This window comes from Actinomadura sp. 7K507 (assembly GCF_004348425.1).
Taxonomy (GTDB): Bacteria; Actinomycetota; Actinomycetes; order Streptosporangiales; family Streptosporangiaceae; genus Spirillospora.
Genome location: NZ_SMKK01000036.1, coordinates 1 through 14,274 on the forward strand (window position 1 = coordinate 1; position 14,274 = coordinate 14,274).

Sequence of the window (14,274 nt, forward strand, 5' to 3'; positions counted from 1 at the left end):
GGGACGATCCGCCGGGGCGGCTGACCGCGCAGGAGATGCAGGTGGTGCGGCTGGCGATGACCGGCGCGACCAACCGGCAGATCGCGGCCCGGCTGCGGCTGAGCCACCGCACGGTCGCGTACCACCTGTACAAGGCGTTCCCGAAGCTCGGTGTCGCCTCACGCGCCGAGCTGCACCGGTGCGTCCCGGCCCTGGAGGCCGGCGCGGACCGTCCCGCCTGACCGTCCCGGCTGATCCGTACCGCCCCGGCTTGCAGCCCGGCCGGCGCTGCCGGTCTGACATCTCCCGATATCACCTGACGAGCCCTGGCGTCTCCGCCACAAAAATATTCAGCCGATTATTTGCCTTGATCGTGTGGCCTCGCCGCTTCATCATCCGAAGAGGCGGCGTTGGGGGGCCGGTGAACGTAGCGCGATGGGACGGATCCGTTCGGCGACGACAGAAGCCGGCGGGCCCCGCACCTTCCGGGGGCCTCGCCGGCCGGACGCCGTTGTTCGCCCGGGTCATCACCGGCATGTACCTGGTGCTGATGCTGCAGACCCGGCTGCTGAAGCAGGCGGAGACCGGCCCGTCCCACATGCTGCTGTCGGCCGTCCTCGTGATCACCGGCATCTTCGGGGTGCAGTGGCTGCTCGTCCTGTACGGGCCGCGCTCCCAGCACCCCCGCCGGTGGGTGATCGTCACGCATCTGACGGTGCAGACCGCGCTGGCGCTGCTGCCGCTGGCGGTGTTCGGCACGCACTGGTATCCCATCGTGGGCGGGTTCCTCGCGGGCGCGATGCTGCTCCTGCTGCGTCCGCCGCTGTCGTGGTTCATGGTGGGCCTCGTCCTGGCGGCGGAGGGCCTGCTGCGGTACTACCAGGGCTGGTCCGCGCAGGACGTGTCGTTCTGCGTGATGGCGACGATGTACGTCGGGCTGTCGATGTACGCGCTGACGCGGCTGTCCGGGTTCGTCCGGGAACTGCACGCCACCCGGGCGCAGTTCGCCGCGGCCGCGGCGGCGCGGGAGCGGCTGGAGGCGGCGGGCAGCCTGCGCGCGGTGCTGGGCGCCGCGCTCACCCGGATCGAGGTGCTGAGCCGGCGCGCCCGCGACCGGCTGCCGGTCGACGCCGCCGCCGCGCGCACCGACCTCGACGAGGTGGCCCGCACCGCGCGGCGCGCCGCCACGGACGTCCGGTCGATCGTCGGCGCGCTCCAGGGCCCCTCCCCCAGAGAGCACCGCCCGGGACGCGTGACGCAGTCCCGCCTGGCCTGGACGATCCTGCTCTTCGTGACGCTGGGCTTCGGCTGGCAGCAGGTCATGTACGTCCACACCGCACCGGACGGGTCCTGGGCGATGACCGGCGCGGCGGCGGTCGTGGCGGCCGCGATCTCGGCGCTGCAGCTCCGGCACTCCTCGACCGTGCTGCGCGGGCGGCGGCCGAGGGGCGGGCGGTGGACGCTCTCCGCGCAGGTCCTGCTGATCTTCGTGCCGTACGCGCTGCTCGGCAAGGAGTGGGCGACGATGGCGTGCCTGGCGACCGGGTCGGTGCTGCTGGTGTCGCGCGGGCGGTGGGCGTGGATCCTGTTCTCGCTGACCATCGCGGCGTGGTGCGTCCCGGCGCTGTGGGCGTCGTACGGGGCGCTGTTCTACCTCTACACGTCCGCGATCTCGGTGCAGATCGGCGTGGTCGTGTACGCGCTGTACCGGCTCCCGCAGCTGGCCCGCGAGGTCGACGTCGCCCGCGAGCGGCTCGCGCGGATGGCGGCGCTGCACGAGCGGCTGCGCATCTCCCGGGACGTCCACGACCTGCTCGGGCTGGGGCTGTCGACGATCACGGTCAAGGCGGAGCTGGCGCGGCGGCTCGTCACCGCCGACCCGGCGCGGGCCGGGCGCGAGCTGGGCGAGCTGGCGGCGCTGGCCGAGCGGTCGAAGGCGGAGGCCAGCGCGGTCGCCGAGGAGGACCGGGCGCTGTCGCTGCGGGACGAGGCGGTGTCGGCACGCGCCGCGCTCGCGGCCGCCGGCGCCGAGGTCCACCTGCACCTGCCCGACCTGCCGGAACTGCCGCCGTCCTCACCGGTAGACGGGGCACTGGCGGCCGTACTGCGCGAATCCGTCACCAACGTCCTGCGGCATGCGCATCCGGAACGCTGCGACATCTCGGTCACCGTCCACCACGGGATCGTGCGGCTCACGGTCGGCAACGACGGCGTCATCCCGCCGTCGTTCACCGGCACCGACCCCGGCACGGGCAAGGGGCTGTCGAACCTGACCGCGCGGACCGGCGCGCTCGGCGGCTCCCTCTCGGCCGGGACGGACGGCGACGGCGGGTTCACGCTCGTCGCGGAGATCCCCCTGATCGCGGGCGCCCCGGGCGCGGGCGCGGCGGAAGAGCCCCGTCAGATGACGGATTCGCCTCTTCCCTTCCGTGCCTAGCGTTCCGGGCATGACGCAGGATCACCGCATTCCCCCGCTGGCCTCCACCCCGGCCACCGCCGCATACAGGGAGCGTGCCGCATGAGCGAAGCGAACCGGGGGGTGCGGGGGGTCGCCCCCTCGCAGGAGACACGCATGAGCGAAGCGAGCCCGAACCTCGCCGGGCGCACCGTCCTGCTGACCGGCGTCACCGGGTTCATCGGGCAGGCCCTCCTGGAACGCCTGCTGTCCGGCTACCCCGACACCCGGGTCGTGGCGATCCTGCGGGAGCGGCCGGGCATGACCGCGGAGCAGCGGCTCGACGAAGTCGTCGCCAAGCCGGTGTTCGCGCCGTGGCGGGAGCGGGTCGGCGACGACGAGGCCCGCGCGATCGTCCGGGACCGGGTACGGGTCGTCTCGTCCGACATCACCGAGTCCGTGCCCGAACTGCCGGACGACGTGGACGTGCTCATCCACGGCGCGTCCATCGTGTCGTTCGACCCGCCGATCGACGAGGCGTTCGCCACCAACGTCGTCGGCACGATCAACCTGTACGAAGCCGTCCGGCGCGCGGGGGAACGCGCCGGGAAGACCCCGCACATCGTGCACGTCTCCACCGCCTACGTCGCGGGCTCACGGAAGGGGATCGTCCCCGAGACGACCCTGGACCACGCGATCGACTGGCCCACCGAACTGGAGTACGCGGTCGAGGCGCGCCGGTCCGTCGAACGCGACTCGCGGCGGCCCGAGATCCTCGGGCGGCTGCGCGCCGCCGCGCTCAAGGAGCAGGGCAAGGCCGGGCCGACCGCCGTCGCCGCCGACACCGAGCGCCGCCGCCGCGAGGAGGTCGACAGCCGGCTGACCGACTACGGGCGCGAGCGCGCCCGCAGCCTCGGCTGGCCCGACGTGTACACGTTCACCAAGGCCCTCGGGGAACGCGCCGCCGAGGAGACCGCCCGCGACCTACCGCTGTCGATCGTCCGCCCGGCGATCGTGGAGAGCGCCCTGCGGCACCCGTACCCCGGCTGGATCGACGGGTTCAAGATGGCCGACCCGCTGATCCTCGCCTACGGGCAGGGGATGCTGCGGGCGCTCGCCGGCATCCCGGACGGGATCGTCGACATCATCCCGGTGGACATGGTCGTGAACGCGCTGCTCGCCGCCGCCGCGGCGGTGCCCGAGCCGGGGGAGGCCGCCTACTACCACGTCGGGTCCGGCGCCCGGAATCCGCTGACGCTGCAGCGGCTCGTCGAACTCGTCCAGGAGTACTACACCGAGCATCCGCTGCCCGGCACCGACGGGCGCGGCGCGATCCGCCCCCGCGACGTGACGCTGCTCAGCGACGGCCGCGCCGAGAAGATGCTGGGCACGGCGGAACGCGCGATGGACATCGCCGAACGCGCCCTGATGATGCTGCCCAGCGGCGAACGCACCCGCGGCTGGCAGCGCAACCTGCACAAGCAGGGACGCGAGGTCCGGATGCTGCGCCGCTACCGCGACCTGTACGGGGCGTACGGCGCGGCCGAGGTCGTCTACGCCGACACCGGCACCCTCGCGCTCGACCGGACGCTCCCGGACGGCGAGGGCTGCGACTCGGCTGTCATCGACTGGGCGCACTACCTCCGCGACGTGCACTGCCCCGCCGTGACCGCCGCGTTCCGCCTCGCCCCGCCGCACCACCCGGAGCCGCGCCCGGCGGTGACGTCGCGCCCGGCGCCGCCCGCGGTGCGGTTCGAGGAGCGGCGGGACGTCGCCGCCGTGTTCGACCTCGACGGCACGATCGTCGCGTCCGACGTGGTCGAGGCGCACCTGTGGGCGCGGCTGCTGGACGTCCCCGTCCGGACCTGGCCGGGGACGCTGCTGCCCGTCCTGAAGTCCGCGCCCAAGTACATGCGCATGGAGCACCGCGACCGCGGGGAGTTCCTGCGCGAGTTCGTCCGCCGGTACGAGGGCGCCAACGAGGAGGAGCTGCGGGCGCTGGCCCGGGACCGGCTGGCGGACGTGCTGCTGCGGCGGGCCTGGCCGCAGGCGATCCGCCGGATCCGCGCCCACCGCGCCGCCGGGCACCGGACCGTCCTGCTCACCGGAACCGTGGACGTCTTCGTCGAGCCGCTCCGCACCCTGTTCGACGACGTGCTCGCCGCCCGGCTCCGCGTCGTCGACGGCCACTACACCGGGCACTTCGAACGGCCCCCGCTCATCGGGGAGGCGCGTGCCGCGTGGCTGCGCTCCTGGGCCCGCGAGGAGGGCGTCGACCTGGCCGGGAGCTGGGCGTACGGGGACCACTACTCCGACCGGCCCGTCCTGGAGCAGGTCGGCAACCCCGTCGCCGTCAACCCCGACCCCCGGCTGTACCGGCACGCCAAGCAGAAGCGCTGGGCCATCGCGGACTGGGACGGCGACACCGGGGCCGTGTCCACCCTGCTCGACGCGGCACTGGAGGAGGCGCGATGATCCTGGCGCTGGAGTACCATCGCTCGCCCGCCCGCTACCTCGCCGCCGCCCGGCTGCCCGGCCGGCTCCGCCCCGCCGCCGTCCCCTCGCTCGCGCCGCTGCGCCTGTCGCACCGCCAGCCGCCGGGGACACCGGGGCCCGGATGGGTGCGGCTGAAGACCGTCCTGTCGGGGATCTGCGGGTCCGACCTGGCGATGGCCGCCGGGAAGGTGTCCCCGTACCTGGGGCCGCTGACGTCGATGCCGTTCGTGCCGGGCCACGAGGTCGTCGCCGAACTCCTCGACGGCACCGACGACATGCCCGCCGGGACGCGCGTCGTCATCGACCCGGTGCTGCCGTGCCGGGCGCGCGGGACCGGCCCGTGCCCGCCGTGCGCGAGCGGCCACGAGAACCGGTGCGACCACGTGAACGCCGGACGGATCTCCTCGGGGCTGCAGACCGGCTTCTGCTCCGACACCGGAGGCGGCTGGTCCGAGCGGCTGGTCGCGCACCACAGCCAACTCCACCGGGTACCGGACTCGCTGCCGTCCGAACGGGCCGTGCTGGCGGAGCCGCTCGCGTGCGCGGTGCGGTCCGTCCGCCGCATCGACGTCCCGCGCGGCACCTCGATCGTCGTGGTCGGCGCCGGGACGGTCGGGCTGCTGACCGTCCTCGCGCTGCGCGAGCTGACCCCGGCCGGGCCGATCACCGTCATCGCCCGGCACGGCGGGCAGCGGCGGCGGGCGCGGGAGCTGGGCGCGACGGAGACGATCGACCCGTCGGCGGCGCTGCGCGGGCTGCGCCGCATCACCGGCGGGTCCCTCGTCCGTCCCGAACTCGGCCCCGGCTACCTGCTCGGCGGCGCGGACATCGTCGTCGAATGCACCGGCGGCGAGGGCCTCGACACGGCGCTGCGGCTCGTCCGGGCGGGCGGGACCGTGCTGCTGTCCGGCATGCCGTCCAAGCCCGTCGACCTGACGCCCGCCTGGTTCCGGGAGCTGAACATCGTCGGCTCCTACGCCAGCCGCGGCGCGGACGACTTCCAGGCCGCGATCGACCTGGCCTCCCACGACGCCCTCGAAGGCTTCGTCGACAGCGTCTACCCCCTCACCCGCTGGCGGGACGCGCTGTCGCACGCGCTGTCCGCCGGCCGCTCGGGCAGCGTCAAGATCGCCTTCGCTCCCCACAACGGCGACGCCACGCGGGAAAGCACGGCCCTCCACGGCGGCAGAGCCCCCCGGAACGGCGGCGCCCCCGCGCTGAGCGGCGCCGCGGTTCCGCTCGACGGCGACAGCACCGACCATCTCGATCGCGAAGGAGCCGATTAATGAGCAGACCGGGACTCGTGCTGGAGGTGGACGAGCGGACACCCCCGATCCTCGTGCACGAAGGGGAGGGGTTCCGGCTGGAGCGGTTCCCGCTCGGCACCCGCGTGATCTACCCGCCGGACTCGCTGCCCGGCGTCCGCGACGTGAACGGCCTGATCCGGAACGCGCTGCTGCATCCGCTCGGCAGCGAGCCGCTGCCCGAGCTGCTGAGCTCCGGCATGCGGCTGACGATCGTGTTCGACGACCTGTCGCTGCCGCTGCCGCCGATGCGGGCGCCCGACGTCCGGCAGCGGGTGATCGAGCAGGTCCTCGAGATGGCCGCGGCCGCCGGCGTCGACGACGTCGAGCTGATCGCCGGGAACGCCCTGCACCGCCGGATGACGCCCGCGGAGATCAAGCACATCGTCGGCGAGCGGGTCTTCGACTCCTTCTGGCCCGACAAGCTCCGCAACCACGACGCCGAGGACCGCGACGACCTCAAGGCGCTCGGGCAGACCCGGCACGGCGAGGACGTCGAGATCAACAAGCGGGCCGCCGAGAGCGACCTGCTCGTGTACGTGAACATCAACCTGGTGGCGATGAACGGCGGCGCGAAGTCCGTCGCGGTCGGGCTCGCCTCGTACAAGAGCCTGCGCCACCACCACAACGTCCACACGCTGCGAGAGTCCCGCTCGTTCAACGACCCGCCGAACTCGGCGATGCACCACTCCTACGACCGGATGCACAAGCTGCTGTCGGAGTCGGTGAAGGTCTTCCACATCGAGTGCACCCTCAACAACGACCAGTTCCCGTCGCCGTTCGAGTTCCTGAACAAGCGCGAGTGGGAGTGGACGCTGAAGGACCAGGCGAAGTTCCTCGCCGCCAAGCGCGCCAACGACCTCGCCCCGGCCGGTGCCCGCCACCGCGTGTGGCAGAACATGCGGGCGCCGTACGGGGTCACCGGCGTCCACGCGGGCGCCACCGACGAGGTCCACGAGCGGACCCTCGCGGCGGTGCACCGCCAGCAGATGACCGAGGTGCACGGCCAGTCGGACGTGCTGATGCTCGGCCTGCCGTACCTGTGCCCCTACAACGTCAACTCGGTGATGAACCCGATCCTCGTGTACAGCCTGGGGCTCGGCTACTACTTCAACATGTACCGGAACAAGCCCCTGGTACGCGAGGGCGGCGCCCTCATCATGTACCACCCGATGAAGTCGGAGTTCCACCCGCTGCACCACCCCAGCTACATCGACTTCTACGAGGAGGTGCTGACGCAGACGACGGACCCGGCGACGATCGAGACGAAGTTCGAGGAGCAGTACGCCACCGACCCCTGGTACGTCCACCTGTACCGGAACTCGTACGCCTACCACGGCGTCCACCCGTTCTACATGTGGTACTGGGGCGCGCACGCCCTCTCCCACCTGGGCGACGTCATCTGCGTGGGCGCCGACCGGAAGGTCGCGTCGCGCCTCGGGTTCCGCGCGGCCAGCAGCCTCGCCGACGCGCTGGAGATGGCGGGCGAGTCGGTCGGCCGCAGCCCCAGCCTCACCTACCTCCACACCCCGCCGATGACCCTGGCGGACGTCCGATGAGGGGGGCCGTTCTATGAGTGGGGGACGCATGAAGCTCGTGCAGGAGGTCCGCCTGCTGCGGCGCGGACGCGACTGGCGCGGACGCGCCCCCGCCCCGCGCTCCGCGCAGCCGTGGACGGAGGCGCCGCGGGCACGGTCGTTCCCCACCGAATGGGCGCGGACGCCGCTCGCCGCCGCCGCCCGGACGGTCGCGTTCGACGGCCTGCTGAGAACGGTCACGTGGAGCCAGACCAGACCCGAGATCCACGGCCTCGACCTCCTCGAAGGCATGAAGGGCCCGGCCGTCTTCGTCGCCAACCACGCCAGCCACCTCGACACGCCGCTCATCCTCGGGTCGCTGCCCGTCCAGGTGCGCCGCCAGGTCGCGGTGGCGGCGGCCGCCGACTACTTCTTCGACGCCCGCTGGCGCGCGATCGCCACCGCACTCACCTTCAACGCGTTCCCGATCGAGCGGCGCGGCGTCGAGCGGTCCCTGGACCTCGCCTCCGAACTCATCCAGGACGGGTGGAGCCTGCTCATCTACCCGGAGGGGACCCGGTCGCCGGACGGCTGGGCGCGCCGGTTCCGGATGGGCGCCGCGCTGCTGTGCCGCGAGAACGGCATACCGGCCGTCCCGCTGGTGCTGCGCGGCACCCACCAGGCGATGCCGCGCGGCGGGTTCTGGCCGAAGAAGGGCCGCCCCGTCGTGTCGGTGCGGTACGGCCGCCCGCTCGACCCCGGGCCCGACGAGTCGACGGGCGCGTTCAACGCCCGCCTGGAGGACGAGGTCGGCCGCCTGTGGGTCGAGCACGACGAGGGCTGGTGGGCGTCGATGCACTCCCCCGACCGCCGCCGCGCCCCGCGCGGACCGGACGCGTCGGAGTGGCGCCGCAAGTGGGAGTCGACCCGCCCGGCGCAACCGTCGACCCGCCACCACCGGATCTGGCGCCGCCGCTGACCACCCCGTCCCCGCTGGAACGCGGGCGCCCCGGCCAACGAAGCCCGGCGGCGCCCGCTCCGCGCGCCAGAAGGACCTCGTGCCAGAGCGACCCTGCGCCAGGGTGGCCCCGCGCCAGGGTGGCCCTGCGCCAGAGCAACCTCGTGTCAGGCGGTCTCGCCGAGGACGGCCTGGGTCACGTTGGGGAAGTCGCCGAAGACCTTCGTGCCCGCGCCGAAGCCGTTGCCGGTGACGGTCATCGCGGGCATCGGGCCGAACTCGGCCGCGAGGGTCACCAGTAGTGCGGTGCCCGTCGGGGTGGCCATCTCGGCGTCGATGTCGTGCCCGTGGATCGGTGCGCGGGCGCGGGCCAGGAGTTCGACGACCGCCGGGCCCGGGTTCGGGATCAGGCCGTGGCGGCAGCGGATGAAGCCCCGCCCGACCGGGATCGGGGCGGCGCGCACCTCGTCCACGCCGAGGGTCTCCAGGGCGGCGCACGTCCCGACGATGTCGACGATCGCGTCGTGGCCGCCGACCTCGTGGAAGTGCACGTCCTCCGGGGGCGTGCCGTGCACGGCTCCCTCGGCCTCCGCGAGGGTCCGGAACACCTGGAGGGCCCGGTCTCTCACGCGGCCCGGCAGGGGCGCCGCCCCGACGAGGTCTTCGATGACGGCGTGCGTCCGGGACACGGCGTCGTCATCCACGCCGACGATGGCGCGGGTGGCGGCGATGCCGCGCCGCGACACCCGTTCGGTGTCCAGGGACCAGCCGGGGACGTCCAGGCCCTTGAGCATGGCGCGCACCTCGCCGAGGTCGGCGCCCGCGTCGAGCAGTGAGCCGAGGGCCATGTCGCCGGCCACTCCGGCGAAGCAGTTGAAGTAGGCGACGTTCGTCACGTGAGCAACCTCCGCGCTAGTACTGCGGCCCCGAGGCCGTCGTCGATTCCGGTGGCGGCCAGGCCCGGCGCGCCCGAGGTGAGCAGGGCGGCCAGGGCCGCGAGGCCGCCGTCCGAACTGCCGTAGCCGACGCTGGTGGGCACGGCCACCACCGGGCGGGACGACACCTTGGCCACGACCGAGGGCAACGCGCCGTCCATGCCGGCGACCACGATGAGGAGCCGCGCCTCGTCGAGTTCTTCGCGCACCGCGAGGAGGCGGTGCAGTCCCGCGACGCCGACGTCGGCGGTCAGCGTCGCGGCCAGGCCGAACGTGGTCGCCGCGACCAGCGCCTCCTCCGCCACCGGCAGGTCGGCCGTCCCCGCCGAGACGACGGCGACCGGCAGCGGCACATGGGAGCAGGGCCGGGGACGCGGCGGGTTCAGCACCACGAGCCCGGACCGCCGGTGGTGGACGGCATCGGAGGCGGCCTCGCGCGCCGCCTCGTACTGCCGCTCGGAGGCCTGCCGGAGGAAGGCCGCCTCGGCGTCGCGGGCGAGCAGTTCCTTGACGCGCTCGCGTATCCGCTCCGGGCCGAGGTCCCCGGCGTGGGCGGCGGCGATCGGGCGGCTCACTCGTGCCCCCGGGAGTTGATCAAGTGGGCGGCGTACCCGGCGCCGTACCCGTTGTCGATGTTGACCGTGACCACGCCGGGCGAGCACGCGTTCAGCGCCGACAGCAGCGCGGCCTTGCCCGGCAGCTCACCGCTCGCCGACGTCGGCAGCGCGATGACCATGCGTCCGACCAGGCCGGACACCAGCGTGGGCAGCGCCCCGCCGGTCCCGTCCGCGACGATGAGCACCTCGGGGCCGTCCTGCTCGCGGAGCCAGCCGGGCAGGGCGGCGGGATCGTGGACGGGCGCGTCATAGCGCCGCACGACACGGCTTCCCATCGCCTCCGCCACCAGCGCGGCCTCCTCGGCGGCGGGCTCGTCCTCGGGCCGCCCGCACACCACCTCGACCCGTCCGGCGCCGCGTCCCGCGACCGGGGACAGGACGGCCAGCCGGGCGCGCTCGTGCACCACCGTCCCGGGGAACGCCGTGCGCAGCGCGAGGAGGGTCTCGGCCGGCGCACGAGTGGCCAGCACGTTGGTGGCGCCGGCGCGGACCAGGCTCTCGGCGATGGCGACGACCTCCGCCGTCGTCTTGCCCTCACAGAACACCGCCTCCGGATGGCCACGGCGGCGGCCCCGCCCGATGTCGACCCGGGCGAAGCCCAGCTGATCGATGTCGGCGGTCATGTGGCGGCCACCCGCACGCGGGGAAGGCCGAGCACGGCGTTGTGGCTGCCCTGCCGGTACGGCTCCAGGTCCAGGGTCACGTAGCGGAAACCGGCACCCTTGAGGAGGGCCGCGATCTCGGACGCCCGCTCAGCGGCACGCGCGATGTCCTGGGCCTCCACCTCGATCCGCGCGAGGTCGCCGCCCTGGTCGCGCACGCGGAACCGTCCGCCGAATCCGGCGCGGCGCAGCGCGTCCTCGGCGTCCTCGACCCGCCGGAGCGCCTCCCGGGTGACGGGCACGCCGTAGGCGAGACGCGACGAGAGGCAGGCCGACGCGGGCTTGTCGGACGTAGGAAGCCCCAGCCCACGCGCGGCATCCCGCACATCGTCCTTGCTGAGGCCCGCGTCCACCATGGGGAAGCGCGCCCCCATCCGGCGGGCGGCGCTCTGCCCTGGCCTGTGGTCGCCGAGGTCGTCGGTGTTCACGCCGAGCAGGACGGGCCAGTCCCCCGCCTCCGCCGCCACCGCGTTCAGCACCGAGACGAGGGCCTCCTTGCAGAACCGGCAGCGGTCGGCGCCGTTGGCCGAGTACCGCTCGTCGTCCAGCTCGCCGGTCGTCACCACCCGGTGCCGCATCCCGAGCCGCGCGGCCTGGGCGCGGGCGTCCGCCAGCTCCGACCGGGCCAGCGACGCGGAGTCGGCGGTGACCGCGATGGCCCGCTCCCCTAGCTCCCGGTGCGCGAGGTAGGCCAGCAGCGAACTGTCCACACCACCCGAGTAGGCGACCACGGCCCCCGGCAGCGAGGCCAGCGCCCCGCGCAACGCCGCGACCTTCGGCGTGTCCGGGAGCCGCGAAACGGGCCTGTCGGCCATGGGGATCTCCTTCGGCGTAGTCCTCCGCCTGGACGCTAGGCGCGAACCCCCCACCCCGAATCCGTCATCCGACGGGCGACTTCCCGCGGCACGACACAGCACGGCGCCCGCCGGGCCGCGAGGAAAGGTTCTGAGCACGATCCCGGCCTGGCGGGCGCCGTGGGTCTCGGCGCTCCTTCCCGTCAGTTGCGGGCTGCGCCGAATCGGGCCTGGACGTCCGTCCGGTCGACGAGCGACCAGAGCATCTCGACGTAATCAGCCATAAGGCCACTATTGCAAGATAATCGCAGTTACGTCTATCAGGCAATACCATTCGGTCGGCAAAGCGAAGGGCCCGCTCCACAGGGAAGCGGGCCCATGGCCGGACACTCACCGGGTCAGTGGCGGCGACCGCCACGCAGGCGGGCCATCAAGCTGCGCGCCTTCTCCTGGTTGCGCGGATCGTTCACGAACCGCTCCGCCTTGGCTCGCGCCTTCTGCGCCTGCGGACTGCGCGCGGCCTGCTCGGCCTTGGCTCGCGCCTTCTGCGCCTGCGGGCTCCGCGCGGCCTGCTCGGCCTTGGCACGGGCCTTCTGCGCCTGCGGGCTCCGCGCGGCCTGCTCGGCCTTGGCACGAGCCTTCTGCGCCTGAGGCCCCCGCGCGAACCGCATGATCCGATCAATCAAAGCCATCGTGATTCCTCCCCTGCCTCTACGGTCCAACGACCGCCCACCCCCGAAAGTTCAGAGCCTAGTCATGGCGGTGCGCCGTCCAGGTAGGCGAGGACTGCGCGGACGCGGCGGTGGCCGGAGTCGTCCGGTGCCAGGCCCAGCTTGGCGAAGATGTTGCCGACGTGCTTGTGGACGGCGTTGTCGGAGATGCGCATCCGCTCGGCGATGGTGGTGTTGTCGTGGCCCTGCGCCATGAGGGCGAGCGACTCCCGTTCGCGGGACGTGAGGGTGTCCAGGGGGGCGCCGGCGCGGCGCGCGAGGAGCTGGGCGACCACTTCGGGGTCCATGGCGGTGCCGCCGGCCGCGACGCGGCGCAGGGCGTCGACGAACTCGGCCACCCGGCCGATGCGGTCCTTGAGGAGGTAGCCGATGCCGCCGCGGCCGTCGGAGAGGAGCTCGCCGGCGTACTCGCGCTCGACGTACTGCGACAGCACCAGGACCGGCAGCGCGCCGTGCTCGCGGCGGGCCCGCAGCGCGGCGTGGATTCCCTCGTCGCGGAACGACGGCGGCAGCCGCACGTCGACGATGGCGATGTCGGGACGGTGCTCGGTGACGGCGTCGAGGAACGCCTCGCCGTCGCCCACGACCGCCACGACCTGGCAGCCCTTCGCCGCCAGCAGCAGCTCCAGGCCGCTGGACAGCAGGACGTTGTCCTCAGCGATCACGACCCGCACTGGACCTCCTCAAGCGATCACCGTGGACACGGCACCTGGACGGCGAGCGTGGTAGGGCCGCCCGGCGGGCTGTCGAGGCGGACGGCGCCGTCCAGGGCGGCGACCCGACGGCGCATCCCGGTGATCCCGGTGCCGCGCGCCCCGTCGGCGCCTCCCCTTCCGTCGTCGGTGACCTCGATGGACAGCACGTCGCCGGCGCGCTCGACCCGGAGGGCCGCCCGCGTGGCGGCGGCGTGCTTGGTCACGTTCGTCAGCGCCTCGGCGATCACGTAGTAGGCCACCGCCTCCACGGTCGCCGGGAGCGCGCCCAGGCCGGCGAGCTCGATGCGGACCGGCACGCTCGACCGGGCGGCCAGCGCCGTCAGCGCCCCGTCGAGCCCGCGGTCGGCGAGGATCGGAGGGTAGATCGTCTGGAGCACCGTGCGGAGCTCGACCATCGCCTCCTCCGCCGTCTCGTGCGCCTGCCGGATCAGCGTCGCCACCGTGTCCGGGTCGTCGGTCAGCGCCTCCCGGGCGATGCCCAGCTGCATGGCGATGGCCACCAGCCGCGCCTGCGTCCCATCGTGCAGGTCGCGTTCGATCCGCTGGAGCTCCGCGCCATGGGCGTCGACCACGCCGACCCGGCTCCTGGTCAGCACGTCGACCCGCTCGGTGAGCCGCTCGCGGTCCGACTGCGCGAGCATCGCCAGGCACAGCCGCGCGTGGAGCCGCGCCAGCGCCGGGAGCACCCACCAGGCCGCCGCACCGAGGACGGCGATCTGAACGGAGCCCCCGACCAGCGCGGTCGTCCAATCGCCCACAGGGACATCGAAGAACGACACCAGGGTGGGACGCTCGTCGGCGGGAAACGCCCACCACAATGGCAACGCCACCAGGGCGACCAGGATGTTGCCCAGGCATATCAGCGCGGCCAGCCCGAGCGGGAACCCGACCGCGACGTGCGCGACCGCCCAGGCGAGACGGCGCCGCGTGGACGGCCGCCCGTCGGCCGGAACGCCGAGCAGCCCGCCGGCCCGCCGCCGGTGCCAGGCCGCCCAGCCCCGCGCCGCCGGCGGTGCGAGCAGCACCGGGAACGCGAGCGCCGTGGCCACGGCGGTGGCCAGCGTGCCCAGCAGGTAGGCCGAGCCGGAGATTGCCCGGTCACGCATGCGCACCCCCTCACGACCCGGGTTTGGATTGCATTGTCCGCTACCGGTCCTTGGCGGGCACTAC

At 73.6% G+C, this 14,274-nt stretch carries 13 protein-coding genes; 6 read left to right on the forward strand and 7 right to left on the reverse strand.

Annotation, left to right across the window (positions count from 1 at the left end; all coding sequences use genetic code 11):
• The 6 genes from E1285_RS10905 to E1285_RS10930 all read left to right on the forward strand — a co-directional run.
• Positions 1-221, forward strand: a 221-nt coding sequence (locus tag E1285_RS10905) for a helix-turn-helix transcriptional regulator (protein WP_132150768.1), incomplete at its 5' end; no start/stop codon positions are given.
• 269 nt (positions 222-490) lie between these two features.
• A complete protein-coding gene (locus E1285_RS10910) occupies positions 491-2,416 on the forward strand; it encodes a histidine kinase (protein ID WP_132150769.1) in 1,926 nt (641 codons plus the stop codon).
• A gap of 135 nt (positions 2,417-2,551) precedes the next feature.
• Positions 2,552-4,849 (forward strand): HAD-IB family hydrolase, encoded by a 2,298-nt coding sequence (locus tag E1285_RS10915; RefSeq protein WP_165966551.1) that lies wholly within the window; start codon positions 2,552-2,554, stop codon positions 4,847-4,849.
• Positions 4,846-6,156, forward strand: a complete 1,311-nt coding sequence (locus E1285_RS10920; RefSeq protein ID WP_132150773.1) for an alcohol dehydrogenase catalytic domain-containing protein — start codon at positions 4,846-4,848, stop codon at positions 6,154-6,156. Before E1285_RS10915 ends, E1285_RS10920 begins: the two co-directional genes overlap by 4 nt.
• Positions 6,156-7,733 carry a lactate racemase domain-containing protein gene (locus E1285_RS10925; RefSeq protein WP_207946527.1) on the forward strand — a complete coding sequence of 526 codons (1,578 nt, stop codon included), beginning with the start codon at positions 6,156-6,158 and terminating at the stop codon, positions 7,731-7,733. Before E1285_RS10920 ends, E1285_RS10925 begins: the two co-directional genes overlap by 1 nt.
• A 28-nt stretch (positions 7,734-7,761) precedes the next feature.
• Positions 7,762-8,670 carry a lysophospholipid acyltransferase family protein gene (locus tag E1285_RS10930; protein WP_132150775.1) on the forward strand — a complete coding sequence of 303 codons (909 nt, stop codon included), beginning with the start codon at positions 7,762-7,764 and terminating at the stop codon, positions 8,668-8,670.
• 146 nt (positions 8,671-8,816) lie between these two features.
• Here E1285_RS10930 and E1285_RS10935 read toward each other — a convergent pair whose 3' ends face one another.
• The 7 genes from E1285_RS10935 to E1285_RS10965 form a co-directional block, all read right to left on the reverse strand.
• Entirely contained in the window at positions 8,817-9,545 is a 729-nt protein-coding gene (locus tag E1285_RS10935; RefSeq protein WP_132150778.1) for a LarC family nickel insertion protein, read from the reverse strand.
• Positions 9,542-10,159, reverse strand: a complete 618-nt coding sequence (gene larB / locus E1285_RS10940; protein ID WP_207946528.1) for a nickel pincer cofactor biosynthesis protein LarB — start codon at positions 10,157-10,159, stop codon at positions 9,542-9,544. Before larB ends, E1285_RS10935 begins: the two co-directional genes overlap by 4 nt.
• A complete protein-coding gene (locus tag E1285_RS10945; RefSeq protein ID WP_132150782.1) occupies positions 10,156-10,824 on the reverse strand; it encodes an AIR carboxylase family protein in 669 nt (222 codons plus the stop codon). The genes larB and E1285_RS10945 overlap by 4 nt, the downstream gene beginning before the upstream one ends.
• Positions 10,821-11,678: an ATP-dependent sacrificial sulfur transferase LarE gene (larE, locus tag E1285_RS10950; protein ID WP_132150784.1), complete on the reverse strand. Its 858-nt coding sequence runs from the start codon at positions 11,676-11,678 to the stop codon at positions 10,821-10,823. The genes E1285_RS10945 and larE overlap by 4 nt, the downstream gene beginning before the upstream one ends.
• Positions 11,679-12,055: 377 nt before the next feature.
• A complete protein-coding gene (locus tag E1285_RS45480; RefSeq protein WP_165966552.1) occupies positions 12,056-12,349 on the reverse strand; it encodes a hypothetical protein in 294 nt (97 codons plus the stop codon).
• A gap of 62 nt (positions 12,350-12,411) precedes the next feature.
• Complete coding sequence (locus E1285_RS10960) at positions 12,412-13,062, reverse strand: response regulator transcription factor (protein ID WP_132150788.1); 651 nt, start codon at positions 13,060-13,062, stop codon at positions 12,412-12,414.
• A 17-nt stretch (positions 13,063-13,079) separates the two neighbouring features.
• Positions 13,080-14,210, reverse strand: coding sequence for a histidine kinase (locus tag E1285_RS10965; protein WP_132150790.1), 1,131 nt, complete (start codon positions 14,208-14,210; stop codon positions 13,080-13,082).
• Between the last annotated feature and the right edge of the window lie 64 nt (positions 14,211-14,274).

Coding starts and splice junctions, on each gene's coding strand:
- E1285_RS10920 (WP_132150773.1), top strand. CDS start 4,846: ATGATCCTGGCGCTGGAGTACCATCGCTCGCCCGCCCGCTACCTCGCC.
- larE (WP_132150784.1), bottom strand. CDS start 11,678: ATGGCCGACAGGCCCGTTTCGCGGCTCCCGGACACGCCGAAGGTCGCG.
- E1285_RS10925 (WP_207946527.1), top strand. CDS start 6,156: ATGAGCAGACCGGGACTCGTGCTGGAGGTGGACGAGCGGACACCCCCG.
- E1285_RS45480 (WP_165966552.1), bottom strand. CDS start 12,349: ATGGCTTTGATTGATCGGATCATGCGGTTCGCGCGGGGGCCTCAGGCG.
- E1285_RS10915 (WP_165966551.1), top strand. CDS start 2,552: ATGAGCGAAGCGAGCCCGAACCTCGCCGGGCGCACCGTCCTGCTGACC.
- E1285_RS10965 (WP_132150790.1), bottom strand. CDS start 14,210: ATGCGTGACCGGGCAATCTCCGGCTCGGCCTACCTGCTGGGCACGCTG.
- E1285_RS10930 (WP_132150775.1), top strand. CDS start 7,762: ATGAAGCTCGTGCAGGAGGTCCGCCTGCTGCGGCGCGGACGCGACTGG.
- E1285_RS10945 (WP_132150782.1), bottom strand. CDS start 10,824: ATGACCGCCGACATCGATCAGCTGGGCTTCGCCCGGGTCGACATCGGG.